We start from the raw sequence: 25618 nt of genomic DNA on the forward strand, positions 1-25618 counted from the left end.
CAACCTGTCAACCGCGTTCCGCCTTGAACGGGACTGCACCGTCCGGATGGGTGGAGCCCTTCGCCGGGCGGCCGGCCCAGTAGCCTGCCAGCAACGATCCCGAGAGGTTGTGCCACACCGAGAACAAGGCGCCCGGCAAGGCCGCAAGCGGCGAGAAATACAGCTTGCCGAGCGTCGCAGCGAGGCCGGAGTTCTGCATGCCGACTTCGATGGCGAGCGTGCGGCATACGGCTTCGTCGAAACCGAGCAGCCGGCCGCCCCAGTAGCCGCCGAGAAGGCCGATGCCGTTGTGCAGGACGACACCGAGCATCACTACGAGGCCAACCGAGGCAATGCTCTTCTGCGTGCCGCCCACGACCGCCGAGATGATCAGCAGGATGGCGACCATCGAGACGAGCGGCAAAACCGGTTCGATCACGCGCACCAGTTTGCCGAACAGATGATTGACCACGAGACCCACCACGATCGGCAGCGCGACGATCTGCAAAATGCTCATCAGCATGCCGTGCACATCGACGGCGATCGAGGCGTCGACATAGAGGCGCGTGAGCAAGGGCGTGGCGAACACGCCGACCAGCGTCGATAGCGCACTGATCGTCACCGACAGCGCTACGTCGCCGCGTGCCAGATAGATCATCACGTTCGACGCCGTGCCGCTAGCGACGCTGCCCACCAGCACCATGCCGGCCGTCAGGTCCGGCGGCATATGCAGCACCCTGGCGATAGCCCAGGCGGCAAGCGGCATCACGAGGTAGTGCAGCACGATGCCGGCGATGACCGGCGCGGGCCGCGTGAAGACCCGCCTGAAATCGGCAATGGAGAGGGTCACGCCCATCGACAGCATGATGAGGGTCAGCAGCGTGGTGACGTGCGGCGCGATGGGGCTGACCGACGCCGGCGAGAAATAGGCGGCGAGCGAGATCAGTACGGCCCACAGCGGAAAGAGACGGGTAACCCGGGCAAGCATGTCAGGAAGGTCCTTGGTTCTGTTTTTGAATGGCGACGCGCGTGTCGCGTGTGTGCGTGCCCGCTGGGTGCAGGCGGGCTAGCGCCGACACGTCGGCGCAGGGTCCGGCCTGCGGTGCGGCGCATGATGGGACAGCGGATCGCTGGCCGTGAGGCGGCGCGCGTCCTTATGAGACGCGGCGGGCTGCCGGGTAACCGGAGTGGGTCTGCGAGGCAACCGGCGCGTATTTTACCGTTCGCGCGAACGCGTTGCCTGAACGGGGACCTGAGCCGGAACCTGGGCTCGAAACAGCGCCGGAAAAAAAGAACCCGCGCAGTGCGCGGGTTCAAACCCAGTTTCATTCCCCGTCAGAGGAAGGAGTGTCAAGAAGACGGTCTTATCGTATCGCGCGGCGTGAGCCGCCCCAACTAACGATACCTGCTTTGCTTAGCTTGTCCGGTTGGAGCGCATGGCAAGAGCGGGGCCGCATGCTGCGGCAGGCGTCAAGCCGAGGGCTGCGGCACGGGTGCAACGCTGCGCAGGCTGAGCTTGTGGAAACGCAGCGTCATCAGCAGCGCGACGCTCGCGAGGCCGGCCGCGAGGCCCCACCACAAACCGCTGGTGCCGAGCCCGAAGTGGAACGCCAGCGTGTAGCCGGTCGGAAAGCCAATGCCCCAGTAGCCGAACGCCGCGGCCAGCATCGGCACACGGGTGTCCTTCAGACCGCGCAGGCAACCGGAGCCGACCGTCTGCATGCCGTCGACGATCTGGAAGATGGCGGCCACGCCGAGCAGCGACTTGGCGAGTGCGACCGTGGCGGCGTTGGCGGGATCGTCCAGATGCAGGTAGAGGCCGACAATCCAGTGCGGCGCGAGGATCAGCACGAGCCCCGATAACGACATGAAGGCCACGCCGAGCGCGATCGCCACGAAGCCGGCATGGCGCGCGGCGAGCGGCTGCCCGGCGCCCGACCAGTAGCCGACCCGCACGTTGGCCGCCTGGCCGATTGCGAGCGGCACCATGAAGGCGACCGAGGCGACGTTCAGCGCGATCTGGTGCGCCGCGAGCTGCGCTTCGCCGAGCAGGCCGACCATCAGGCCGGTGGCCAGAAACAGCGTGGATTCGACGCCATAGGTGATTGCGACCGGCCAGCCGATGCCGAACAGCTCGCCCATCAACGGCAATTTCGGCCGGGTCGCCGTGACGAAATGGCGATAGCGCGGCCGCAGATGCAGCCACGCCATCAGCACCAGCGCCGTGATCCAGACCGTGATCGTGGTGGCGCACGCCGAGCCGAGAAAGCCGAGGCGCGGCAGGCCGTACGCGCCGTGGATCAGGCCGTAGTTCAGGAAACCGTTGACGAAAACCCCCGCCAGCGACACCCACAGCAGGCGCTTTGCCGCGCCGATGGCCGGCAGGAACGAGCGCATCAGGCCAATGCCGATCAGGCTGCCGAGCGCGCCCCAGCGCAGGACGGCGGCGTACTCGCCGACGTTGTGCGCAAGCAGGGGCGGTTCGCCGAAGGCAAGCAGGATGGGGCTCGCAAACGACAGCAGCGCGAACGCGGGAATCGACAACAGCACCGACATCACAAGGCCGGTCCAGTAGATGTGCGGCACGCGCTCCTCGGCCTGAGCGCCACGGGCGTGCGAGACGCTCACGCTCACCGAGGTCAGCACACCCTGCAGCAACGTGACGACCACGAAGAACAGGTTGGCGCCGAGGCCGCCGGCGGCCAGCGCGTCCGGGCCGAGCGAGCCGAGCAGGATGGTGTCGGTGACGCCCATTGCCATCTGCGACAGCTGGGCAATGGCGAGCGGGGCGGCGAGGCGGGCGGTGTCGGCGGCGTGGCGCGTAAGGGTAGGCGGCGGGACGGCCACCCGGGAGAGGCCGGATTGGGTCATGAACGGGACACGATGCGGGCTGCGCCCGCGTGGTTTTCTCTGTGAAAGCTGACAGCTTATTGTGTAGGCGTGCTGTTGTCGATCTGTAAGCACATTTTTGGTGCGGATTTTTTGGCGCGCCGGCTGGCGGGGCCAAACGGTCATGCAGCGGTCATGCAGCGGTCATGCAGCGGCTGCGCGGACGGCGGCCGCGCAGGCAACTGCGGCGGCGCTAGGCCTCGTGCACGGCGATTCGGGTGTCCCCAAGCAAAACGACCTGGCCCGCGCGGATTTTGCAGGTTTTGCGCAGCTCAACCTGACCGTCCACGGTGACGGCGCCCGAGGCCACCATCAGCTTGGCGGAGCCGCCGCTATCGGCCAGCCCGGTGATCTTCAGGAGATTGTGCAGTTCGACGTAGTCGCCGGTCAGCGTGAAATCGAGATTGGGCATGGCGATTGCGGCATGGTGAAAAGGGTTCGCATGATAAGCCAGAAGCCTGTCCGCAGGCCGGTCCACAGGTGAATCGGGTAACTGCAAGCGAATGTTATCTGATTGTCAGAAAATGAAACGTTCCGTAACAGTGGCGGTTTATCACGAACTTCACTCGTAAAGTGGGTGTCTGTAGAAGGGCCTGCTGCATTTAGTGGCTGGCAACAACAGACTGGGCGCAAGGCGGTAGCGCATCGCTGACAGCGGCTTGCTGCCGCGGCACTGCATTGGCACTGCATTGGCAGTTCAGCGCCCGCGCCCAGGTCCTGACAACAATTTTAGAGAGGATAGCCATGACCCAGATTCGTTCGCTCCTGATCGGTACCGCCCTGAGCGCCGCCTTGACCACGTTGGGCGCCACCGCCGCGTTTGCGCAGACCGCCGCGCAACCGGATGCCGCCGCAGCCGGCCAGCAAATGACGGCGCCCGGCGCCGACACCGCAGCCCCGGCAGCGCAAGGCGTCCAGCCGGCTCCGTCGGCGCCGCAGCGCCTGACGGCCCAGGGTTCGACCGATCCGCTGGTGCAAAAGCGCGATGCCGACGCGAAGGCCAACGCCGAGTATCGCGCCTCGAAGAAGGCGTCGAAGCAGCAACTGAAGGAACAGCAGGCCGCCGCGAAGTCGCAATACAAGGAACAGGTTCGCGACGCCAAGCTGAACCAGAAGGCTGACAAGCAGACTGCCAACAACGAGATGAAGATGAACATGCAAGGCCAGACGCCGGCCCAGGACGACAGCTCGGACGTCAAGCACTGAGCATGCTGTACGGGGCGGCGGGTTTGCCCGCCGCCACACTCGCCGGCCCCTGGCGGCCCGGAGCGCGGTAGCGCCCGGGCCGCTTCGTTTTGCCTGACGCGCAGTTCGAGGGGCTGCTCCCGGCACGCTGAAAAAAGGGCGCTTGTCGACGCGGGTTGTATGGATATACAGTATGCGACGCTGACCCGTTCCGCTGGTTTTCGAGTTCGATTTCCGGCGTGTTTCTTCATCCGTTTCCCGACCTGTTGCCCCGGACCCCTGTGCTCTCCGTCGCCGAACCCGCGCCGTCCGATACCGCCGCCTGGCTGGCCAGGCTCAACGACGCCCAGCGCGAAGCCGTCGAATACGGTGCAGGCAATCTCACGCAGCCACCCGGCGCCTTGCTGGTAATTGCCGGTGCTGGCTCGGGCAAGACCAACACGCTGGCGCATCGGGTTGCGTATCTGGTGGTCAACGGCGTCGATCCGCGCCGCATCCTGCTGTTGACGTTCTCGCGCCGGGCCGCGCTCGAGATGACCCGCCGCGTTACGCGCATCGCCACCCAGGCGCTCGGTGCACGCGCTCCGGTTGCGCAGGGGCTAAGCTGGTCCGGCACGTTTCATGGGATAGGGGCGCGCCTCCTGCGCGAATATGCGGACCTGATTGGTCTTGCGCCCACCTTCACGATCAACGACCGCGAGGATTCCGCCGATCTGATGAACCTGGTTCGGCACGAGCTCGGCCTGTCGGCGAAAGAGCGGCGTTTCCCGTCGAAGGGCACCTGTTTTGCGATCTACTCGCGCGTCGTCAATACTGGCGCGGCGCTCGCCGATGTGCTGGCGAGCGCGTTTCCGTGGTGCCGTGAATGGGAGGCGGATCTGCGCATGCTGTTCGCGAACTATGTCGAAGCCAAGCAGAAGCAGAGCGTGCTCGACTACGACGATCTGCTGCTTTACTGGTCGCTGATGGCCGGACAACCGGCGATTGCCGACGACCTTGCCGGCCGCTTCGACCACGTGCTGGTCGACGAGTATCAGGACACCAACCGCCTGCAGGCGTCGATCCTGCTCGCCTTGAAGCCTGACGGCCGCGGCCTGACCGTGGTGGGCGACGACGCCCAGTCGATCTACTCGTTTCGCGGCGCGACGGTGCGCAACATTCTCGATTTTCCGGGCCATTTCAATCCGCCCGCGAGGCAGGTCACCCTCGAGCGCAATTACCGCTCCACGCAGCCGATCCTGGCCGCCTCGAATGCGGTGATCGAACTCGCCAGCGAGCGCTTCACCAAGAATCTCTGGACCGACAAGGCCTCGGCGCAGCGCCCGCGTCTCGTGAGCGTGGCCGGCGAGCCTGAGCAGGCGCGTTATGTGGTCGAGCAGGTGCTCGAAGCACGCGAAGCCGGCATGAAGCTCAAGGCGCAAGCGGTGCTGTTTCGCGCGGCGCACCACAGCGCCGCGCTCGAAATCGAGCTGACCCGGCGCAATATTCCGTTCGTGAAGTTCGGCGGCCTCAAGTTTCTCGATTCGGTGCATGTCAAAGACCTGCTCGCGGTGCTGCGCTTTGCCGAGAATCCGCGCGACCGGGTGGCCGGGTTCCGGGTCATGCAGCTTTTGCCCGGCGTCGGCCCGGCAACGGCCGCGCGGGCGCTCGATGCGGTGGCGGCCATCGGCACCGGCACCGGCACCGGCACCGGCACGTCCACAGCGTCACCTGATGCGGCTGCTGGCGCTCTCGCAGCCTTCGCGCCGCCACCGCGTGCACTCGAAGACTGGCGGCCCTTTGTCGCGCTGATGTCGAGCCTGTGCAACCGGAGTTCGCCGTGGCCGGCCGAGTTCGAGCTGATTCGCCGCTGGTACGAACCGCACCTCGAGCGCAATCACGAAGACGCCGCCATCCGTCACGCGGATCTGCTGCAAATGGAGAGCATTGCCGGCACTTACGCATCGCGCGAGCGCTTCCTGACGGAGCTGACGCTCGACCCACCGGACGCCACCAGTGGCGAATCGGGCGTGCCGCTACTCGACGAGGACTACCTGATTCTCTCGACGATTCACTCGGCGAAAGGTCAGGAGTGGCGCAACGTATTTGTTCTGAATGGCGTCGACGGCTGCATTCCTTCCGATCTCGGCACCGGCAGCGAAGAGGAGATCGACGAAGAGCGCCGCCTCCTTTATGTGGCCATGACGCGCGCGAAGGAGGATCTGCATATCGTCGTGCCGCAGCGCTTCTACGTGCATAACCAGACGCATCTGGGCGACCGCCACGTCTGGGCGTCGCGCACGCGGTTCATCCCGGTGCACCTGCTGCCGCTCTTCGACGCCTATGCGTGGCCGCGCGTGCCCGAACCGGTGGCGCCGAGCGCAGCCGGGCTCGCCGCCGCGGCGCAGGCGAAGCTCGAGATTGCGGCAAAGCTGAGGAAAATGTGGGACTGAAGGCAGGCGGTGGACGGGAGCGGGGCAGCTTGCCGCTGCCAGCCTCATGCCCGCCTGAGCCCGCCTGATACATCGGGCGTCGCCGGCGAACCTAGCGCGACTGGCGGGGCTGCTGTTGCTGCGGTGCCTGCTGCCGCGGCGGCGGTGTAAAGAAATTGCGCAGCCAGGCGGCGAGTCGCGAGAAGACATCGTAGGGCTCTTCCACGAAGATTTCCGGCTTTAGCAGGCGCAGATATTCCATGATTTGCTGCGCTTCCTGCTTCTGGAACGAGCCGTGCGAGATGCCGAGGCGCAGCAGACCGCGCAGTTCGCCGAGCTTTTCGCGCGCCGTGCTGCCGATGCTGGTCTCGCAGGCCACCTTCGCTTCGTACACGCGCTGCCGCAGCGACTCGACAAGGCGCCACGCCGGTGTCTGCATGGCTTCCTCCAGCGCCTGGATGTCCTGAGCCGCCCCCTTGATCTGCGCCGCAAGCGGATCCACCAGCGACTCATCGCCCTCCGATTCCTTGACGATCGCCGCCGCCCAGTCGCGGCACTGCTTCGCAAGCTCCTCGGGCGTCCACTCGGAGCGCGACGCGAAACCAAAGCCGAACTCGGTCGCCTGCTGCATCAGGATCGCGACAACATCGGGGAATTCCTTGTCCAGCGTGCGTTTGGCCCACGCGTATTGACCGCCCTGCAACATCCGCTTCACCGCGTGTTCGGTGAGCGGCACCATGTTGTCGAGCAGCTTGGCGCGCAGAAAGTCCTCAAACGACGGTGTCGCGAATTGCGGGTCGAGCTTGAGCGAGACGCGCAAAAAAGCGTCGAAGTCCTTGCGCAAGTTGGCGACGGTTTCGTCTTTGAGTGAAAGGGTGATCTGACCCATGTGTTATCCCGTTTGGTCTTCCCGCGCTGCACCGCAAAAGTGCCGCCTTCTGCGAACAGCCCCCGTGAGAGGGCGACGTCGATGCTCGACGCGGTTGACCCAGCTTGTTTCTGCTCGTTGCCGCGTACCAGCGGGAGTCACTTCCCGAAGCGCGGACCTCGACTGCATAACGGCGAACCGGGGTAAAACTTGAGGGCGCAGCGTGCTTTTGCCGCAGGGTGCAGCGCCGTTTGCGGCGCTGCACAAGGCTGATGGCGGAACCCAGGCGGCGCGCTCTACTTCAGCACGACGCCTTGCCAGACGAAAAAGACCGTCAGGCCGACGGCGATGGTCAGGAGCGGCCGGCGTGTGAGGGCGCTGACGGCCACTGCGGCGAGCGCGCCAACCAGTTGCGGATTGCGCCAGGTGAGTTCGGCGCCGCCACCGTGCGGCGAGACCGCCATGGGCACGATCAGGGCGGTGAGCACCGTCACCGGCACGAAACCGAGGGCGGTGCGCACGAGCGGTGGGAACACCAGCCGGTCGCCCAGCACGAACACAGCGGCGCGGATCATCCACGTGATGAGCGCCATGCCGAGAATCAAAGCGACGTAGCTCATTGCGCCACCCCCGCCGTGCGCCGCTGCGAGCGGCTGGGGTGCGACAGGGACAGCAGCACGCCGACCGCGACCCCCGCCAGCACGGCCGCGAGCAGTCCGAGCTTGTACGGCCACGCCTGCCAGAAGAACGCCAGCGCGCCGGCTGTGACGGCGGCGGCGAAATAACGCAGCGCGACGAGCTGCGGCACGACGATCGCGATAAAGGTGGCGACCATGGCGAAATCGAGCCCGAGCGACTGCAAGCCGGGGAATGCCGCGCCGAACAGCAGGCCAGCCAGGGTCCAGACCTGCCAGTTGAAGTACATGGCGAGGCCTGCGCCGAGGAAGTAGTACGGGCTTACCGAACCGGGCGGATGGTGCCGGTAGTGCGCCCAGGCGACCGCGAAGACTTCGTCGGTGAGCACGCCGCCGAGCGCAAGGCGCCAGCGCAACGGCAGATGCGAGACGTATGGCGCGAGCGTGGCGCTGTACAGCACGTGGCGCAGATTGACGACGAGCGTGGTTGCCCACACTACGGCAAAGCTCGCGTGGCCGGCAATCAGGCCTAACGCAATGAACTGCGCCGAACCGGCGAAGACGACGAGCGACATCAATTGCCCGTGCCACAGGTGCAGCGGGCCGGACGTGACGAGTGTGCCGAAGATCACGCCGAACGGCGCCGCGCCGACCATCATGGGGATGATGTCGCGCGCGCCGGCGGTCAATTCCTGGAATCGGGCTGGGTGCTTGGGATGGGTCAATCTTGCCTCCTTGGTGCATCGAGCATAAGGGCTGCCGGGCAGGGAGGGCTTGTACGTTCTTGCTATGGCGTGAGCTGGCGGCGCGTTCCGGTGTCGGACCCGGCGCGCCGCTTGTGCTTCTGCAGTGTGCTTTTGCCGCTTGGGCAGTGCGTGCGGCCCGCGCCGGGCGCTTGTGTGATCCGCCGCTCAGGCCGACTGCCAGCGCCCCGGCGGCACCCCGAACATGCGCCTAAAGTGCCGGGTGAAATGGCTCTGATCGGTGAAGCCGCTCGCCGCGGCCACCTCGGTGACGGAGACGCCCGCGCGCAACGGCGCGAGCGCCCGTTGCAGCCGGACCTGATTGCGCCACGCATGCGGTGGCAAGCCAGTCGTCTGGGTGAAGAGGCGCGCCGCATGAAACGGCGACAAGCCGACCGCGCCCGCCAGCTCGGCCAATAACAGTGGGGCGGCAAGGTCGCCGGTCAGGCATTCCTTCATGGTGGCCACGCGTGCGTCGTCGGCGGCGAGGCTGGCGGGCCTGGTCCGGTTGCCTGAGTAGCGCACCAGCAGCATCGACAGGGCGTCGAGCATCGCGGCTTGCGCTGCGAGCGGGTCGGCTTGCGCTTCGAGCAGGCGATGTGCCCGCGCAAGCCGCTGGGCGAGGTCGAGATCGCGGATCACACCGGGTTCGAACCACGGCAGCGCCTGGGGCTGGCCGGCGACGTCGGTGGCGAGCTGCTGGATAAAATCCACCGGTGCATACAGCACGCGATACCGCCAGCCTTCCTCGATTGCCCGTGCGCCGGTATGCAGCTCGCCCGGGTTGATGATGGGCACGCTGCCTGCCTCGGCAACATAGTCCGTGCCCAGATAGCGATAGCCCTCGGCGCCCGCGACAATCACCGGGATGGTGTACGCGTCGTGCCAGTGCGGCGAGAACTGGTGATCGTGATATTCGGCCGTGAGCAGATCCGCGCCCGGCAACAGCGGCGTGCGCCAGTAGTGGGCGGAATCGCGAAAACGGGTCACGGTCATGATGAAAATCCAGCTTGGCTCGTCAGTTTAGCGCGAGCCGGGCATGGGGTGCTCCGGGTATTTTGGGTGCTAGCGCAAGGCTGGCCTTTACTTGAGCGGGATGGTGGTGCCGGCCGGCATCGATACGGCGCTCACGCTGTTCTTGGCGCTACCGCTGGCGACACGATCGCTGTAGGTCAGATAGACCAGCGCATTGCGCTTCGGATCGACGATACGTACCACATGCAGGGTCTTGAAGATCAACGACATGCTGACAGAGAACACGTCGGATTGCTGCTTGAGCGGCCCGGTGAACTTGATGGTCCCAACCTGGCGGCAGGCAATCGACGCTTCGGTCGGATCTTCCGCGATGCCAAGCGTGCCTTTGATGCCACCGGTGCGGGCGCGCGACACATAGCAGGTGACACCCTGAACAAGCGGGTCGTCGTAGGCTTCGACCACCACGCGGTCCGAGCCGGTCACGTGGAAATTGGTGTTGACGCTGCCCACTTCCTCGCTGTGTGCGAGCGGACTGACGAGGGACGCGGCGGCAAGGGCGAACGTGACACGCAACAAGGAGGAGTTCATCGGCATACCGGAATGATCGCGAAGGGAAAGCGCCATCGTATAACGGCAAGCATGACGCGGGTGAGTGCGGCGCGCACTGTTCAGGAGAGCGGACTGACGGTGAGACGCCCGCGTGATACGGGTAGCGCAAAAAACAAAAGGCCCGCACGGATGCGGGCCTTCGAATTTTTTGGCTCCTCGACCTGGGCTCGAACCAGGGACCTACGGATTAACAGTCCGGCGCTCTACCGACTGAGCTATCGAGGAACAGCAGTACAACCTTTACATAAAAAAGCCCGTTTTGGTTAACGGGCCTTTGCAATTCTTGGCTCCCCGACCTGGGCTCGAACCAGGGACCTACGGATTAACAGTCCGGCGCTCTACCGACTGAGCTATCGGGGAACAACAACAGCAGAGAGACGAAATTGTAGGAGGTGCTCGGGAACCTGTCAATACCCTAGGCGTATCCCAATTTCATCCGAACCGCTTGGGCGCTTGGGCCGCAGCGAGTCCGTGTGTTGAACCGGAGTGCCGCTGCGGGGCGCCCCGGCCTGGCTGTTGCCACCGACCGTACAGGTTCAGCGAGCCAGCAGGGCCAGCTTTTCCTTTACGTCCTTGAACTCGTCGGCCTCGGGCAGCGGAGCCTTGGTCTTGGTGATGCTCGGCCAGTTCTTGGCGAGATCCGCGTTCAGCGCGATGAAGTCCTGCTGGTCGCCTGGCACGTCTTCTTCGGCGTAGATGGCGTTCACCGGACATTCGGCGACGCACACAGCACAGTCGATGCACTCATCGGGGTCGATCGCGAGGAAGTTGGGACCTTCGCGAAAGCAGTCCACCGGGCACACATCGACGCAGTCGGTATAGCGGCACTTGATGCAGCTTTCGGTCACAACGTGAGTCATTCAGGCAGCTCCTGCATGCGGTATCGGGGAGGCGAGACGCCAAAAGCGCTATTGTAACGTAACGTCAAGTAGCGTATGCAGGAGTGGTCCGCCCGGTTTAGACGTTTTTGTGATTAGTTTATGGTCCCGGGGCAACCCGCCTGCGCCATGCCGGTGTGCGCATTCGGGTAACATGCATACGGTCGGCGCGCAGGGGCGTGCCGCAGGCGCATGGGCTCCCCGTTCGGGCCTTCCGTTATTGCTGCAGTCCGGTTCGCACCATCATGATTATTACTTCGCTGCTCGATACTGATCTGTACAAGTTCACGATGATGCAGGTCGTTCTGCATCATTTCCCTGCCGCGAGCGTGGAATACCGCTTCCGCTGCCGGACCCAGAATGTCGATCTCGTGCCGTATATCGATGAGATTCGCGACGAAGTGCGCAAGCTGTGCGATCTGCGCTTCACCGACGACGAGCTCGATTATCTGCGGCGCATGCGCTTCATCAAGGGCGACTTCATTGAGTTTCTCGCGCTGTTCCATCTGAACGAAAAGTACATTTCGGTCACCGCGTCGCCGAAGGGAAATGGCGAAATCGAGATCGACATCAAGGGTCCGTGGCTGCATACGATCCTGTTCGAGATCCCGGTGCTGGCGATCGTCAACGAGGTCTACTTCCGCAACACACAGCGCGAGCCGGCCTATGGCGAAGGCCGCGAGCGTCTGTCCGAAAAGATCAAGCTGCTCGGTGCGCGCCCCGAGTTCGCGGCCTGCAAGATCGCCGACTACGGCACACGCCGCCGCTTCTCGAAGCGCTGGCACGAAGAGGTGATCCTGACGCTCAAAGACGACCTCGGCGAACAGTTCACCGGCACGAGCAACGTCTTTTACGCCATGAAGCATGGCCTTACGCCGCTCGGCACGATGGCGCACGAGTATCTGCAGGCCTGTCAGGCGCTCGGGCCGCGCTTGCGCGACTCGCAGATTTACGGCTTCGAGATGTGGGCGAAGGAGTATCGCGGCGACCTCGGCATTGCGCTTTCCGACGTGTACGGCATGGCGGCGTTCCTGCGCGATTTCGACATGTACTTCTGCAAGCTGTTCGACGGCGCCCGCCACGATTCGGGCGACCCGTTCGACTGGGGCGAGCGCCTTCTCAAGCACTACGAGGCGAACCGCTGCGACCCGCGCACCAAGATCCTGGTGTTCTCCGACGCGCTCGACATCCCGAAGGTCCTGCAACTTTACGAACGCTTCCGTGGCCGCTGCAAACTTGCCTTCGGCGTCGGCACCAACCTGACCAACGACCTCGGCTATAACCCGCTGCAGATCGTCATCAAGATGGTTCGCTGCAATGGGCAGCCGGTCGCCAAGCTGTCCGACTCGCCGGGCAAGAACATGTGCGACGACAAGGCCTATCTTGCCTATCTGCGCCAGGTGTTCGGCATCGCGCAACCGGACGAGGAAGAGGTCTCGAAGTAAGCAGTGCGGCGGGCGCCGTCGAGGCGCCCGTTTTAGCCATCTGGCCGAGTGTTTGCGCGCGAGGTGGCCGGTATAATCCTTGCGATGCCGCATGGCTATCGTAACGAGACATTCGCGAGGATTTGGCCCATGGATACATCGATCGCCCGCCGCAACATCCTGGCGCGCATCCGCGCAGCCCAGGGCCGCGAAGCCGAGCCGGCCGCCTCCGAGCGCGAAGCCGCAGCCGGCTATCTCGAACGCCATCCGCAAGGCCCACGGCCCGCCATGCCCGAGGATCTCGCCGCACGCTTTGCCGCTGAAGCGCAGGAGATGGCCACTACCGTCGAGACTGTGGAAGCGTTGAGCGATGTGCCCGCCGCCGCGCAGCGCTATCTCGCGCAGCACAGCCTGCCGCTGCGCGCGATCGCATGGCAAACGCTGCAGGATCTCAACTGGACCGAAGCGGGTCTTACCGTGGAATTTCGCAAACCGGCAGATGGCGACGTGGTCGGCATGACCGGTTGTTTCTGCGCGACGGCGGAGACCGGCACACTCGTGCTGTTGTCGGGACCGGAAACCTATGCGTCTGCCGGCCTGCTGCCCGAAACGCATATTGCAATCGTGCCGGCATCGCGCATCGTCGCCGGTCATGAAGACGCATTCAACCTGATTCGCGCAGAGCGGGGCGAACTGCCGCGCGCGGTCAATTTCGTCTCGGGACCGTCGCGTACCGGTGATATCGAGCAGACCATCGTGCTCGGCGCGCACGGGCCGTACCGGGTCCACGCGATCATTGTGCGCGGCGCATGAACCGGCCCCGGCTGGCTTATCTACCTTCCGTATCTCCCGCGCGCTGTTCGTAGCGCGCTTCGCTTAGAGCCGCTTAGGGCCGTATTGGCCCGTACAACCAAAGGATTCGAATATGAAGCGACATGCCGTGTGGACGAGCATGGGGCTCGTCACCGCAATGGCGCTATGGCCCGGACTGGCAGCGGCTGCGACGCTCGACGGCGCGACGCTGTCGGCGTGGTGGGGTTTGCCGTTTGCCGGCGTGCTGCTGTCGATCGCGGTGTTTCCGCTCGTCGCGCCCAGCTTCTGGCATCACCATTTCGGCAAGATCGCGGCGGCCTGGGCGATCGTGTTCCTCGTCCCGTTTGCTGTGACATTCGGCGCCGGTATCGCGTTCGGCTCCTTCGTTCATGCCATGCTCGAAGAGTATGTGCCGTTCATCGTGCTATTGACCGCGCTCTACACCGTAGCGGGCGGTATCTGCGTGCGCGGCAATCTGCACGGCACGCCGCGCACCAATACGGCCATCATTGCGCTGGGCACCGCGCTCGCGAGCATCATGGGCACGACCGGCGCGGCCATGCTGCTGATCCGCCCGCTGCTGCGCGCCAATGACAATCGCAAGCATGTCGTGCATGTGGTGGTGTTCTTCATCTTTCTGGTTGCCAATGCCGGCGGTTCGCTGTCGCCGCTCGGCGACCCGCCGCTCTTTCTCGGCTTTCTCAATGGCGTAGGCTTTTTCTGGACCACCACGCATCTGGCGTTGCCGATGCTGTTCGTATGCGGTGTGCTGCTTGTCATGTTCTACGTGCTCGATTCGTACTATTTCCATCGCCGCGAAGAAGAGCGCTCGCCGTTTCTCGATCCCACGCCGGACACGCCAATGCTCGGCATCGACGGCAAGGTCAATTTCGTATTGCTTGGCGCGGTGATCGCGCTCGTGCTGATGAGCGGCTTGTGGAAGCCGGGTATCGAGTTCGACGTCTTTGGCACGCACGTGGCGTTGCAAAACGCGTTGCGCGACGTGGCGCTGATCGGCGTCACGCTGCTTTCGCTGGCAGTGACGCCGCGTGCGGCGCGCGCGGGCAACGCCTTTAACTGGGCGCCGATTGAAGAGGTGGCGAAACTGTTCGCCGGCATCTTCGTGACCATCGCGCCGGTCATCACGATTCTGCGCGCGGGCGACGCGGGCGCGTTCGCCGGCATCGTGCATCTGGTCAACGATGCATCGGGCAAGCCGCACGATGCCATGTACTTCTGGGCAACGGGCTTGCTGTCGTCGTTCCTCGACAATGCGCCTACCTATCTGGTGTTCTTCAACCTGGCCGGCGGCGATGCGCAGACCCTGATGACCACGGGCGCCACCACACTGGCCGCGATTTCGGCCGGTGCGGTGTTCATGGGCGCGAATAGTTATATTGGCAACGCGCCGAACTTCATGGTGAAGGCCATCGCGGAGTCGCGCGGCGTGCGCATGCCGAGCTTTTTTGCGTATCTTGCGTGGTCGGTCGTTATTCTCGTGCCGGTGTTTCTGCTGACCACCTGGCTGTTCTTTTAGTCTTCAGCGCTTGACGACGGCGGAGCCGCCGACGGTCCCGCTGCGCTATTCGGAGAATTGCAATGCAGAAGATCCTTGTTGCCCGTCCGATCTTTCCGGATGTGATCGAACGCCTCAAACAGCATTTCGAGGTCGACTGGAACAACGGCGAGGTGCTGCCCGCCGACGAACTGACTCGGCGTCTTGCCGACAAGGACGGCGCGCTGACCGCCGGCGACCCGATCGGCGCGGCCGTGCTGGCAGCGGCGCCGCGCTTGCGGGTGGTGTCGAACATGGCGGTCGGCTACAACAACTTCGACATGGCCGCGTTCAACGCGGCGAACGTGCTCGGCACCAATACGCCGGACGTGCTCAACGAATCCACCGCCGATTTCGGCTGGGCGCTGATGATGGCGGCCGCCCGGCGCATTGCCGAGTCTGAACACTGGCTGCGCGCCGGGCAGTGGCAGAAGTGGGCCTATGACGGTTTTCTCGGCACTGACGTGTACGGCTCGACGCTTGGCGTGATCGGCATGGGCCGCATCGGTCAGGCACTGGCGCGCCGCGCGCGCGGTTTCAACATGCAGGTGATCTATCACAACCGCTCGCGCGTTGCGCCTGAGATCGAAGCCGAGCTGAACGCGGAGTACGTGTCGAAAGCGGATCTGTTGCGGCGGGCCGATCACGTCGTGCTGGTGTTGCCTTATACGAAGGAGAATCACCATACGATCGGCGCAGCGGAACTCGCGCAGATGAAGCCGACGGCTACGCTGACCAATATCGCACGCGGCGGCATCGTCGACGACGCGGCGCTTGTCGAGGCGTTGCGTACAAAGCGCATTGCCGCGGCCGGTCTCGATGTCTACGAAGGCGAGCCGAAGCTGAACCCCGCGTTGCTCACCGTGCCGAACGTCGTGCTGACACCGCACATCGCAAGCGCAACCGAAGCGACGCGGCGCGCCATGGCGAATCTCGCCGCCGACAACCTGATCGCCGCGCTGGGCGAAGGGCCGCATGCCGGCCGTCCGGCCAACCCGATCAATCCCGAGGTCATCGGCAAGGCGCGTTCATGATGATGATGGGTTTGCTCGCGGCGGTCGCGGTGCTGGCCGTCGCGTTGCTGATTGCCTTACTCGTGTTGATGCGTGGCGGCCGCCACCGCGATCTGGAGGCGCATCTCGACGATCTGGGCGATCACATCGGTTCGACCGCCGAGGCGCAGGCGCGCGCGTTTGAGCGTCTCGAGCGCGAGCTGCGCAGCGAGATCAAGGAAACCGCCCGCGTTTCGCGCACGGAACTGAATGGTGGGTTTTCACAGTTTCAGCAGACGCTCGCCACGCAGTTCACCAGCATGACGACGCTGCAGAACGGCAAGATCGACGGCTTCGCGCAACAGCTCGGACAACTGATGGAGACGAACGACCGCCGCTTTGCCGAAGTGCGCGCGACGATCGAACAGCGTCTGAAGGACATCGAGGCGAACAACGCGACCAAGCTCGAAGAGATGCGCCGCACGGTCGACGAGAAACTGCACGCCACGCTTGAACAGCGTCTCGGCGAATCGTTCAAGCAGGTGTCGGACCGTCTGGAGCAGGTGCATCGCGGGTTGGGCGAAATGCAGACACTGGCCGCGGGTGTCGGCGATCTGAAGAAGGTGCTGACCAACGTCAAGACGCGCGGCACGTGGGGCGAGGTGCAGCTCGAGGCCCTGCTGGAGCAGTTGCTGACCGCGGATCAGTACGCAAAGAATGTCGCGACGGTGCCGAAAAGCGCCGACCGGGTCGAATTCGCCATCAAGCTGCCGGGCCGTCGCGAAGCGGACGGCGAAGCGGTGCCGGTATGGTTGCCGATCGACGCCAAGTTTCCACGCGAGGACTATGAGCGTCTGATCGATGCCCAGGAGCGCGCCGATCCGCTGGCGGTCGAAGAAGCGTCGCGGGCGCTGGAGGCGCGCATTCGCGCCGAGGCCCGTACGATTGCGGAGAAGTATGTCGCGCCGCCATACACCACGGACTTCGCGCTGCTGTTCCTGCCCACGGAAGGCCTCTATGCGGAAGTCCTGCGCCGGCCGGGCCTCACCGACCTGCTGCAGCGCGACTACCGCGTGACGATTGCCGGGCCGACCACGCTTACCGCGCTGCTCAACAGCTTGCAGATGGGCTTTCGCACGCTCGCGATCGAGAAGCGTTCGAGCGAAGTGTGGCAGGTGCTCGGCGCGGTGAAGACGGAATTCGGCAAGTTCGGCGATGTGCTGGCGAAGACGAAGTCGCAGCTCGAGACGGTGACGCGTTCGATCGAAGCGGCGGAAACGCGCACTCGGGTGATGAACCGCAAGCTGCGCGACGTCGAAGCGTTGCCGGGGGATGAGGCGAGCGGCCTGCTGGGAGATGCGCTGCTTGGCGGGGATGCGGACGAGTAGGACGGTCCTTGCGGTCCGCTCTCACTCGGCCTTCAGCGTTGCCGTTCCCGCCAGTTCCTCCAGCGCGTCACCCGTGATGCGCACGACGCGCCAGTCGGGCAACACCGTCGCCCCCAGCTTTTCATAGAAGCTGATTGCCGGCTGGTTCCAGTCGAGCACGGTCCACTCGAAGCGGCCGCATTGCCTCTCAACGGCGAGCGCCGCCAGTTGCCGCAGCATGCGCGTGCCGAGACCGGTGCCGCGCTGCGACGGCTGCACATACAGGTCTTCCAGATACAGACCGCGCCGGCCAAGGAAGGTCGAAAAGTTATGGAAGTACAGCGCATAAGCGACGATGCGGCCACCTTCTTCCTGGGCGACCATCGCTTCCGAGGCGGGCCGCGCGCCGAACAATGCATCATGCACACCGGCTTCGGTGGCGACGAACATATGCGTCAGCTTTTCGAACTCAGCCAGCTCGAGCATCAACGAGAAAATCGCGCCGACATCGGCGGGCGTGGCGGCACGGATTGTGGTGCCCATTACGCTTCCTCGGGCACGTCGCTCAACTGGATCTCAATGCCGCCGAAGCGCGACGCCACCCAGTTATACGCATGACAGGCAATCCACAGCAGCACGAAACCGAGAATCGCATTCAGCAACAGCGCGCTGAACACGGTGCTCAGCTCGAGCGAGTGATAGCGGATAAACGCGACCAGTACGCCGAGCAACACGATCGGCACGCTAAAGGTCAGATACACCAGAATCAGCGCCTTGGCGGTCTGTCCCGGCGCGATGAAAGAGATCTGTTTTTTCATGTAGATCAAACCCGTTGGTCGTAGTGAGAGTAGAGGGTAAGGGTACAGGCCGGGCAGCCGGTGCGCGTGTCAGATCAGGCCGTCGAACAGCATGATAGCGACGCTTTCGCCAGCGGCTACGTCAGCGCGCTCGTGCTCGAGCACGATAAAGCAGTTGGCTTCGCTCATCGAGCTAAGTACGCCCGAGCTTTGCGAACCGGTTGGCGCGACATGCCATTGGCCGCGTGCATCGCGCTCGGCTATGCCGCGTTGATACTCGGTGCGGCCCGCGCGCTTGCGGATCAGCTCGCGGCTTTGGGCTGGCAGGATCGGCGCCGCTTGCGGCGTGGCGCCCGACATGACCAGCAGGGCTTCGCGCACGATCTGATAGAACGTCACCATCACGGCGACGGGATTGCCCGGCAGTCCGAAGAATAGCGCAGGCAGGCCGAGACCGGGGCGCTCGCCCGACCACACGCGGCCGAAGGCGAGCGGGCGTCCCGGGCGCATCGCCAGACTCCAGAATGCGACGTCGCCAAAGGTCTGCAACAACTGCTGGGTGAAATCCGCCTCGCCGACCGATACGCCACCTGAGGTCAGAACCACGTCGGCACTGGCTGCCGCGTTGCGCAGCGCGGCTTCGAGCGCGGCGGGCTGATCGCGCACCACGCCGAGGTCGAGCGTGTCGATGTTCATGCGCCGCAGCATGGCAAACAGCGTGTGGCGGTTGCTGTCGTACACGCAGCCCGGATCGAGTGGCTCGCCAAGCGAGCGCAGTTCGTCGCCGGTCGAAAAGAACGCGACCCGCAGGCGCCGCCGTACCGGCACTTCGCCGATCCCGAGCGAAGCGATCAGGCCGAGGTCCGAGGCACGCAGGACACGGCCGGCGCGCAGTGCCGCGCTACCCAGCGCCAGGTCCTCGCCGGCGAGGCGCCGGTTGGCCCCGCCGCGCACGGCGGAAGCGGCAAAGCGGATCGTCTCGCCGCTGCGCGTGACCAGCTCTTGCGGCACAACGGTGTCGCAACCGGCCGGCATGGAGGCGCCGGTCATGACCCGCACGCATTCGGATACTGCGACGGTACCGCCAAACGGGTGCCCGGCCAGCGCCTTGCCGGCGACGGTCAGTTCAATAGCATCGGCAGAAGCGTCGGCCTGGCTGGCGAGCGCGGTGCTCTGAAATGCATAACCGTCCATAGCCGAATTGTCGTGCGCGGGCACATTGTTCGGCGACACGATGTCGGCGGCCAGCACGCGGTCGAGCGCATCGTGCAGCGGCACGCGTTCGACGGCGCTGACCGGCGTGGCCCACTGCCGCACGATCGCCTGAGCGGCCGTGACCGGCAACGCATGAGGATCGTACTGCGCGACGCAACTGGAAAATTCGTTAAGCGTGGTCATGAATGGAGAAGCGTCGCGGCCGGATGCGGTTGGCCGGATACGGATCCGGTGGTTGCCGTGCGGCTGGAGCAGGACAACGGCTACGATCTCTGGAACGTCTCAATGACGTTCGAGCTCGGCAAGTTCTTCCAAAGAATTGATATTGTAAAACGCGCGCTCATCGGGAAAGGCGACTTCGACCGTCCTGTGGCGCGCGTACCACGCGCGGACCTTGCGTTCACCCGCCTCCAGAAAGGCTGAGAGGTCGTCGGCGAGGCTCGTGCGCAGCAACGCGAAGACCGGGTGAATGGATGTCTTTCCGCTCGCATCGGTGGTGGTGACGGTGGCGATATCGGCCTGCTGCGCGTCGAGGGCCTGCGCGAGACGGGCTGCCAGATCGGCGGGCAGCCCGGGCGAGTCGCACGGTGCGCTGAGCACGAACGCCGTGCGGGCGGCGCGCAAGCCGGCCAGTAAACCCGCGAGCGGCCCGGGGAAGTCCGCCAGGGTATCGGCCACCACGGTCGCCCCGAAGGGCGCGCCGAGCGCCGCATAGACCTCGGGATGGCGATTGGCGCTGATGAGCATCGCCCCAGTCTGCGGCGCGAGCCGCCTGACGACGTGCAACGCCAGCGGTTCGCCGTGCAGGGTTTGCAGGCCTTTGTCGACCCCGCCCATGCGCGTGCCGCGGCCACCGGCGAGGACGAGGCCGGTGAGGTTGGCGGGCGTGGGATTGAGAGCGGCTGGCAAGACGGCCTCAGCCGCCGATGTACGACATTTCGACGCGCCGCTCTTGCGGCGCGGGGGACGCGGCTTCGCCGCTGCCGCGCAACTGCGAGTAACGGTCGGTGCGGGCCTGCCAGATCTGGGCCACCGCGGAGGCGATCTCGGCGTCACTCGAGCCGTTGCGCAAGAGCGCACGCAAGTCGTGTCCCGCCGAGGCGAACAGGCACAGGTACAGCTTGCCTTCCGTGGAAAGCCGGGCTCGCGTGCAGGCGCCGCAGAACGCACGCGTCACGCTGGAGATCACGCCAATTTCGCCGCTGCCGTCCGTATAGCCCCAGCGCTGCGCGGTTTCGGCCGCGCTGTGCGCTTCGAGCGGCGCTAGCGGGAAATGCTCGGCGATCCTTTCCACGACCTCGGCGGAAGGCAGCACTTCGGCCATGTTCCAGCCGTTCGAGGTGCCCACGTCCATGTACTCGATGAAGCGCAGCACGCTGCCGGAGCCTTTGAAATGGCGCGCCATCGGCACGATTTCCGAGTCGTTGGTGCCGTGCTTGACAACCATGTTGACCTTCACGGGCGCAAGGCCGACCGCCTGCGCGGTAGCGATGCCCTCGAGCACGTCGCCTACCGCGAAGTCGGCGTCGTTCATGCGGCGAAACAGCTCGTCGTCGAGCGCATCGAGACTCACGGTGACGCGGGTCAGCCCGGCGTCCTTCAGGCCACGCGCCTTGCGCGCCAGCAGCGAACCGTTGGTGGTGAGGGTGAGATCGAGCGGCCGGCCCTCTGGTGTGGTGAGCCGGGCGAGCCGCTCGATCAGGAATTCCAGGTTCTTGCGCAACAACGGCTCACCGCCGGTCAGGCGGATCTTTTCCACACCATGCGCGACGAATAAGCCGGCGAGCCGCTCGATTTCCTCGAAGCTCAGGAGCGCACTGTGCGGCAGGAACAAGTAATCCTTGTCGAACACCGCGCGCGGCATGCAGTAGACGCAGCGGAAGTTGCAGCGATCCGTCACCGAGATGCGCAGATCCCGCAGCGGGCGCGACAACGTATCGCGCAGCACGCCGCTCGGCGTCTGCACGGGGCCGGAGATGACCGGCACCGCGCTGAGATCGGCAACAGGGATGATGCGTCGGGACATGGATTGCTTCAAATGAGTGCAGTCTTCCATTTTAGCGGAAGGGCCGCCCCCCTACATTGGGGCGAATACCCGCAGGGCGGGCAGCAAAAAGCCCGCCGGTGAGGGCGGGCTTTGGGCTCGACGCGGACGCCTTGCGGCGCCCGGTTTGGCGGCTTACTGCGGGTGCTTTGCCGTTTCGACCTGCTGCATCGGCGTGCTATCCACCGGCGGCAGCGGCTTGCGCTCGCGCGGCACGCGGGCCGGTTTCACGGCCTGTGCAGCGGCTTCCTGGGCGGCACGCAGCTTGGCGGCGTCGGTGTTGACCCACACGAGGCCGGCGCTTTCCAGCACCGGCTGCAGGGCTTCCGGCGACAGGCCGTTGCGGGCGGCTGCTTGCGGAGCGGCCGCGAGCGGAGCCGCCTCGGCTGCTTGAACCGGTGCTGGCACGGGGGCGTATGCCGGTGCCTGTACCGCTTCCGCTTCAACTGCCGGTTGCGGTGCGGCCGGGGCGCTGGCCTCAGCTACCGCTTGCGGAGCGGCTTCGGCCACCGGCTGTGCTTCCACCGGGGCTGCAACCTCGACCGCGGGAGCGGCCGGGGCGGCTTGCGTGACAGGCGCCGGAGCGGCAACCGGTTCTGCTGCCACGGTCGTCGAGACTGCCGGCTCGACCGCTGCCGGGGCGTGCACGGGCGCTTCAACCGGCGCAGCTTCGACCGCCGGCGCCACAGGGGCTGCGCTCGTCGTTTCGACGGGCGCGGCTGCGGCCTCGGTGACGACCGGTGCTGCTGGTGCTACTGGTGCGACGGGAGCAACCGGTGCTGCCGGTGCCGCGGGTGCGAACGCAACGTGTGCCGGCTCAGCGTGTGCAACAACCGGTGCTTCGGACACAGCAGGTTCTGCGGCCGCCGGTACAAACGCTTCGCTCCTGGCAGCCTGTTCAGCGGCCAGAGCCGGCGTTTCGGCTGCAGCGTGCAGTTCGGTGACGACGGTGGTTTCCGTTGCCACGGCTGCGACGACTGCTTCAACCGGTGCGGCTGCCGGCGCTTCGTGACGCGGCGCCTCGGCCACAGTCTCGACTGCTGCGCCGGTAGCCTCGCCTTCCGCTTCGACACCTTCGGCAGACTCGACACCTTCAACGCCGAGATTGCCGTTCACGCCTTCTTCCTCGCGCTCGCGACGACCGCCACGGCGGCCGCGACGGCGACGACGGCGCTCTTCGCCATCACGGGCGACGGCTTCCTGATCGGCGGGGGCGCCGCCTTCAAGGGTACCGGCCTGGTTCTGGGTCAGAAGATCCGCCTGGTTTTCGTCCTGGCTCAGTGCTTCGGCGGCTTCCGGCTGCTGCTTGCGACGTTCGCCGCGTTCCGGACGCTCGCCTCGCTCGCGACGTTCACCGCGTTCCTGGCGCTCGCCACGCTCGGCGCGCGGCGCGTTTTCCACGGCTTCGCCACGGTCCGCGCGGTCCTGACCGCGCTCGCCGCGATTGTCACGGCTTTCGCGCTCGCCACGGTTGTCGCGGTTTTCACGACCCTCGCGCGGCTCGCGGCCGCCACGCGGTTCGCGTGCCTCACGGCCCTCGCGAACCTCACGCCCTTCACGTTCCTCGCGACGCTGCGACGGCTGGCCCTGACGGCCGCCGAGCGCTGCGCCTTCGCCGCGTGCCGCGCCATCACGGCCGCTCGCGCCGCCACGGCGGTTGCGGTTACGGTCGCCGCCGCGTTCACCGTTGCGCTCGCCGCGCTCCGGACGATCGCCGCGCGCCTGCCGCGCCGGTTGCTCAACCGGGGCCGGTGCTGCCGGTGCCGGTGCGGCGGGCGCCGCGCCGAACAGTTTCTTCAGCCAGCCGATAAAGCCACCGCTAGCCGGCGTAACTGCGACAGGCGCAGGCGTGACGGGTGCCGCGGGGCGAACCGGTGCGCTCGGCGCCGGCTTTTCAGGCGTAATGCCCTTGACCGCTGCTTCCTGCTTCGGCTTCACTTCCTCGGTGCGCTTGCTGTAGCCGGTTTCCGATTCCAGTTCGCGGGCCGCTTCTTCGGCCATCTTCCACGAAGCGCGCGGATCGTCGAGGCGCGCGTCGTCGTGACGCAGGCGCTCGAGCTTGTAGTGCGGCGTATCGAGGTGCTTGTTCGGGATCAGAACGACATTGACCTTGAAACGCGACTCGATCTTGTTGATTTCGGCGCGCTTCTCGTTCAGCAGGAAGGCGGTCACTTCGACCGGCACCTGGCAATGGATTGCCGCGGTGTTTTCCTTCATCGCTTCTTCCTGAATGATCCGCAGCACCTGCAGGGCGGACGATTCGGTATCGCGGATATGGCCCGTGCCGTTACAGCGCGGGCAGGTGACATGGCTGCCTTCCGAGAGGGCCGGGCGCAGACGCTGGCGCGACAGCTCCATCAGGCCGAAGCGCGAGATCTTGCCCATCTGGACACGTGCACGGTCGTGCTTCAGCGCGTCTTTCAGGCGCTGTTCGACTTCGCGCTGGCTCTTGGCCGATTCCATGTCGATGAAGTCGATCACGATCAGGCCGCCCAGGTCGCGCAGACGCAACTGGCGGGCCACTTCGTCGGCGGCTTCGAGGTTGGTGCGGGCGGCGGTTTCCTCGATGTCGGCGCCCTTGGTGGCGCGCGCCGAGTTCACGTCGATCGCCACCAGCGCTTCGGTGTGGTCGATCACGATCGCGCCGCCCGAGGGCAGCGGCACCGTGCGCGAGTACGCCGTTTCGATCTGGTGTTCGATCTGGAAGCGCGAGAAGAGCGGCACGTCGTCGTGATACCGCTTCACCTTGCTGACATTGTCCGGCATCACGATGTCCATGAAGGCGCGGGCCTGGTCATGGATTTCGGTGGTGTCGATGAGGATTTCGCCGATATCCGGCTGGAAATAGTCGCGAATCGCGCGGATCACGAGGCTCGATTCGAGGTAAATCAGCATCGGCTGGCCGGCCGAGCCGCTTTGCGACGCGGCCTCAATGGCGCGCCACAGTTGCATCAGGTAGTTCAGGTCCCACTGCAGCTCTTCGGCGGAACGGCCAATGCCGGCCGTGCGCGCGATGATGCTCATGCCTTCCGGCAGTTGCAGCTGCGCCATGGTTTCGCGCAGTTCCTGACGGTCGTCGCCTTCGATCCGGCGCGACACGCCGCCGCCGCGCGGGTTGTTCGGCATCAGGACCAGATAGCGGCCTGCCAGCGAGATGAAGGTGGTGAGGGCGGCGCCCTTGTTGCCGCGTTCTTCCTTTTCGACCTGGACGATCAGTTCCTGACCTTCCTTCAGGGCGTCCTGGATACGGGCGGAGCGCATGTCGACGCCGTCACGGAAATACTGGCGGGCGACTTCCTTGAACGGCAGAAAACCGTGGCGGTCTTCGCCGTAGTTGACGAAACAGGCTTCGAGCGAGGGCTCGATGCGGGTGATGATGCCCTTGTAAATATTGCCTTTGCGCTGTTCGCGCCCGGCGGTTTCGATGTCGATATCGATGAGTTTTTGCCCATCGACGATAGCTACGCGCAGCTCTTCCTGCTGCGTCGCGTTGAACAACATTCGTTTCATTGAACGGCTCCAGAGCGGCAAAGCCTGCCCACGCCTTACGTTTGTCGGACGCAAAGGACGTTTCAGGGCAGCGGCATGCCGCGCTTTATTGTGTTTTCACAAGCACGCTGGAGCGGGAAAAATGGCGGGGAGAATTGCCTGAGAGGGCCCGGCCCATAAAAAAGGACACGGTGCCGCAGGGCACATGCGAACACGGCTTCAAATAATGACCCGACACGCCGCGGGTACTGCCGGCTGACCAATACACACCTTCATCCACTCGCGCCGGTGCGCCAACTGGGCGCGTGACCGGAGGGTCGAAGGCTGCGGTCGAGCCGCAGCGGGAAGTTCGCGCAATAGGCGCGTCTTTTCTCGCCGGGGGTGTCTCGCCTCATTTTGACGTCGCCATGTCTTGTACTTTCTACAAGACGCCTCGGGCGCACGCCGTATTTTCGCAACTGGAAGCCTCGTCCTGCAGGGCGTCAAACCGCCCGATACCAAGGCTCGCAGTTAAATTCTTTTTTACCAAAATTCCGATTCCGCGGAGCCGACCATGACCGAACGCGCCTGTGGGCGCCGTCCCTGCCGGGTGCTGACTCCGTGCGTACAACTTGTTGCATCTCGTTATGCGGGTGAGCAACCAGACCCGGGCGCAAGTAAAATGACTGTTTATCGCTTGCGCCTGCGCAGACTGCCGGAATACCGGACAATGCGCCGGCTGCCGCAGACTGCTGGGCAAATTATATTCAG

Annotated in this window: 22 protein-coding genes and 2 tRNA genes; 7 read left to right on the top strand and 17 right to left on the bottom strand. The window is 65.0% G+C overall.

Features of this window, described 5'->3' with window-relative positions; all coding sequences use genetic code 11:
* Positions 1-7: 7 nt before the first annotated feature.
* From FFS45_RS06200 to FFS45_RS06210, 3 genes are all read right to left on the bottom strand, one after another.
* Complete coding sequence (locus tag FFS45_RS06200; protein ID WP_137953841.1) at positions 8-967, bottom strand: bile acid:sodium symporter family protein; 960 nt, start codon at positions 965-967, stop codon at positions 8-10.
* A gap of 482 nt (positions 968-1449) precedes the next feature.
* Positions 1450-2850: an MATE family efflux transporter gene (locus FFS45_RS06205; RefSeq protein ID WP_137953842.1), complete on the bottom strand. Its 1401-nt coding sequence runs from the start codon at positions 2848-2850 to the stop codon at positions 1450-1452.
* Between the two features lie 211 nt (positions 2851-3061).
* Positions 3062-3280, bottom strand: coding sequence for an RNA-binding S4 domain-containing protein (locus tag FFS45_RS06210; RefSeq protein ID WP_074265967.1), 219 nt, complete (start codon positions 3278-3280; stop codon positions 3062-3064).
* A 332-nt stretch (positions 3281-3612) separates the two neighbouring features.
* Between FFS45_RS06210 and FFS45_RS06215 the strand changes: the two genes are divergently transcribed.
* Together FFS45_RS06215 and FFS45_RS06220 are read left to right on the top strand one after the other, a co-directional pair.
* On the top strand, positions 3613-4074 hold the full coding sequence (locus FFS45_RS06215; protein WP_137953843.1) for a hypothetical protein: 462 nt from the start codon (positions 3613-3615) through the stop codon (positions 4072-4074).
* A gap of 260 nt (positions 4075-4334) precedes the next feature.
* A complete protein-coding gene (locus tag FFS45_RS06220) occupies positions 4335-6485 on the top strand; it encodes a UvrD-helicase domain-containing protein (RefSeq protein ID WP_137953998.1) in 2151 nt (716 codons plus the stop codon).
* Between the two features lie 91 nt (positions 6486-6576).
* Here FFS45_RS06220 and FFS45_RS06225 read toward each other — a convergent pair whose 3' ends face one another.
* The 8 genes from FFS45_RS06225 to fdxA form a co-directional block, all read right to left on the bottom strand.
* Positions 6577-7353 (bottom strand): DUF4088 family protein, encoded by a 777-nt coding sequence (locus tag FFS45_RS06225; RefSeq protein ID WP_137953844.1) that lies wholly within the window; start codon positions 7351-7353, stop codon positions 6577-6579.
* A gap of 275 nt (positions 7354-7628) precedes the next feature.
* Positions 7629-7952, bottom strand: a complete 324-nt coding sequence (locus FFS45_RS06230) for an AzlD domain-containing protein (RefSeq protein WP_137953845.1) — start codon at positions 7950-7952, stop codon at positions 7629-7631.
* Entirely contained in the window at positions 7949-8626 is a 678-nt protein-coding gene (locus FFS45_RS06235) for an AzlC family ABC transporter permease (protein WP_171029594.1), read from the bottom strand. The genes FFS45_RS06230 and FFS45_RS06235 overlap by 4 nt, the downstream gene beginning before the upstream one ends.
* 252 nt (positions 8627-8878) lie before the next feature.
* The gene (locus tag FFS45_RS06240) at positions 8879-9706 is read right to left on the bottom strand and encodes an AraC family transcriptional regulator (RefSeq protein WP_137953847.1); all 828 of its coding nucleotides are present in this window, start codon (positions 9704-9706) and stop codon (positions 8879-8881) included.
* Positions 9707-9793: 87 nt separating this feature from the next.
* On the bottom strand, positions 9794-10273 hold the full coding sequence (locus tag FFS45_RS06245) for a CreA family protein (protein WP_137953848.1): 480 nt from the start codon (positions 10271-10273) through the stop codon (positions 9794-9796).
* Positions 10274-10443: 170 nt separating this feature from the next.
* A tRNA-Asn gene (locus FFS45_RS06250) sits at positions 10444-10519 on the bottom strand.
* Positions 10520-10578: 59 nt separating this feature from the next.
* Positions 10579-10654, bottom strand: a tRNA-Asn gene (locus FFS45_RS06255).
* A 176-nt stretch (positions 10655-10830) separates the two neighbouring features.
* A complete protein-coding gene (gene fdxA / locus FFS45_RS06260) occupies positions 10831-11154 on the bottom strand; it encodes a ferredoxin FdxA (RefSeq protein WP_090684436.1) in 324 nt (107 codons plus the stop codon).
* A gap of 263 nt (positions 11155-11417) precedes the next feature.
* Between fdxA and pncB the strand changes: the two genes are divergently transcribed.
* The 5 genes from pncB to rmuC all read left to right on the top strand — a co-directional run bounded on the left by pncB (position 11418) and on the right by rmuC (position 17344).
* Entirely contained in the window at positions 11418-12617 is a 1200-nt protein-coding gene (gene pncB, locus FFS45_RS06265) for a nicotinate phosphoribosyltransferase (protein ID WP_137953849.1), read from the top strand.
* Between the two features lie 129 nt (positions 12618-12746).
* On the top strand, positions 12747-13409 hold the full coding sequence (locus FFS45_RS06270; RefSeq protein ID WP_137953850.1) for a lactate utilization protein C: 663 nt from the start codon (positions 12747-12749) through the stop codon (positions 13407-13409).
* Positions 13410-13521: 112 nt separating this feature from the next.
* Complete coding sequence (locus FFS45_RS06275; protein ID WP_137953851.1) at positions 13522-14946, top strand: sodium:proton antiporter; 1425 nt, start codon at positions 13522-13524, stop codon at positions 14944-14946.
* Positions 14947-15008: 62 nt separating this feature from the next.
* The gene (locus FFS45_RS06280) at positions 15009-15998 is read left to right on the top strand and encodes a D-glycerate dehydrogenase (RefSeq protein WP_137953852.1); all 990 of its coding nucleotides are present in this window, start codon (positions 15009-15011) and stop codon (positions 15996-15998) included.
* On the top strand, positions 15998-17344 hold the full coding sequence (gene rmuC / locus FFS45_RS06285; RefSeq protein ID WP_137953999.1) for a DNA recombination protein RmuC: 1347 nt from the start codon (positions 15998-16000) through the stop codon (positions 17342-17344). Before FFS45_RS06280 ends, rmuC begins: the two co-directional genes overlap by 1 nt.
* A 21-nt stretch (positions 17345-17365) precedes the next feature.
* Here the strand turns inward: rmuC and FFS45_RS06290 are convergent, their stop codons facing one another.
* The 6 genes from FFS45_RS06290 to FFS45_RS06315 all read right to left on the bottom strand — a co-directional run bounded on the left by FFS45_RS06290 (position 17366) and on the right by FFS45_RS06315 (position 24889).
* Complete coding sequence (locus tag FFS45_RS06290) at positions 17366-17866, bottom strand: GNAT family N-acetyltransferase (protein ID WP_137953853.1); 501 nt, start codon at positions 17864-17866, stop codon at positions 17366-17368.
* On the bottom strand, positions 17866-18141 hold the full coding sequence (locus FFS45_RS06295) for a hypothetical protein (RefSeq protein ID WP_137953854.1): 276 nt from the start codon (positions 18139-18141) through the stop codon (positions 17866-17868). The genes FFS45_RS06290 and FFS45_RS06295 overlap by 1 nt, the downstream gene beginning before the upstream one ends.
* A 69-nt stretch (positions 18142-18210) precedes the next feature.
* Positions 18211-19518: a gephyrin-like molybdotransferase Glp gene (gene glp, locus FFS45_RS06300; RefSeq protein ID WP_137953855.1), complete on the bottom strand. Its 1308-nt coding sequence runs from the start codon at positions 19516-19518 to the stop codon at positions 18211-18213.
* 99 nt (positions 19519-19617) lie between these two features.
* Entirely contained in the window at positions 19618-20172 is a 555-nt protein-coding gene (mobA, locus tag FFS45_RS06305) for a molybdenum cofactor guanylyltransferase MobA (RefSeq protein WP_249362696.1), read from the bottom strand.
* Positions 20173-20251: 79 nt separating this feature from the next.
* Entirely contained in the window at positions 20252-21361 is a 1110-nt protein-coding gene (gene moaA / locus FFS45_RS06310) for a GTP 3',8-cyclase MoaA (RefSeq protein ID WP_137953857.1), read from the bottom strand.
* Between the two features lie 153 nt (positions 21362-21514).
* Positions 21515-24889 carry an Rne/Rng family ribonuclease gene (locus FFS45_RS06315; RefSeq protein WP_137953858.1) on the bottom strand — a complete coding sequence of 1125 codons (3375 nt, stop codon included), beginning with the start codon at positions 24887-24889 and terminating at the stop codon, positions 21515-21517.
* Between the last annotated feature and the right edge of the window lie 729 nt (positions 24890-25618).

The organism is Burkholderia sp. 4M9327F10 (assembly GCF_005503145.1).
In the GTDB taxonomy this organism is placed as follows: Bacteria; Pseudomonadota; Gammaproteobacteria; order Burkholderiales; family Burkholderiaceae; genus Paraburkholderia.